Source organism: Acidocella aquatica, assembly GCF_030160635.1.
Taxonomy (GTDB): Bacteria; Pseudomonadota; Alphaproteobacteria; order Acetobacterales; family Acetobacteraceae; genus Acidocella; species Acidocella aquatica.
Genome location: NZ_BSOS01000129.1, coordinates 1 through 503, shown reverse-complemented (window position 1 = coordinate 503; position 503 = coordinate 1). Strand labels below are relative to the sequence as shown.

Below are 503 nucleotides of genomic sequence, written 5' to 3'. Positions count from 1 at the left end.
GTTGGTCTTCGGCTATTCCTGCCGGAGAGTTGGACGGACGATCCCACACGCATGGCGCGGGCGCGTGTGCCGGCGGATCGGCAGGCCGCGCGAACAAAGCCGGAAATTGCCATTGAGGAGATCGACCGGGTCATCGCTTCCGGCACGCGTTTTGGCTGTGTGCTTGCCGATGCAGGGTACGGATCAAGCGGGCCTTTCCGCGAAGCTTTGAGCGCGCGTGGCCTACTATGGGCGGTGGGTCTGTCGCGGCGCCAGAACGTCTATCCGGCCGATATTGCTCTGTCCTTCCCCGTCGCGAAAACCGGCAACCGCCGAAAATACCACGTCCCCGACCGGCCCCCGATCTCCGCGGAGCTAATGCTGACCGGGAAAAAATGGAAAAAGATCACCTGGCGTCAGGGTACGAAAGGTGGCCTGACATGCCGCTTTGCCGCTTGCCGTGTTCGGGTGGCCGACGGCCATAAGCATCGGATGCTCGATAATCGTGTACAGTGCATGCCGGG

Annotated in this window: 1 protein-coding gene; it reads left to right on the top strand. The window is 62.2% G+C overall.

Going from position 1 to position 503, the window contains the following annotated elements; translation table 11 throughout:
• On the top strand, positions 1-503 hold a 503-nt coding region (locus tag QQJ84_RS19310), incomplete at both ends, for a transposase (protein WP_284259958.1).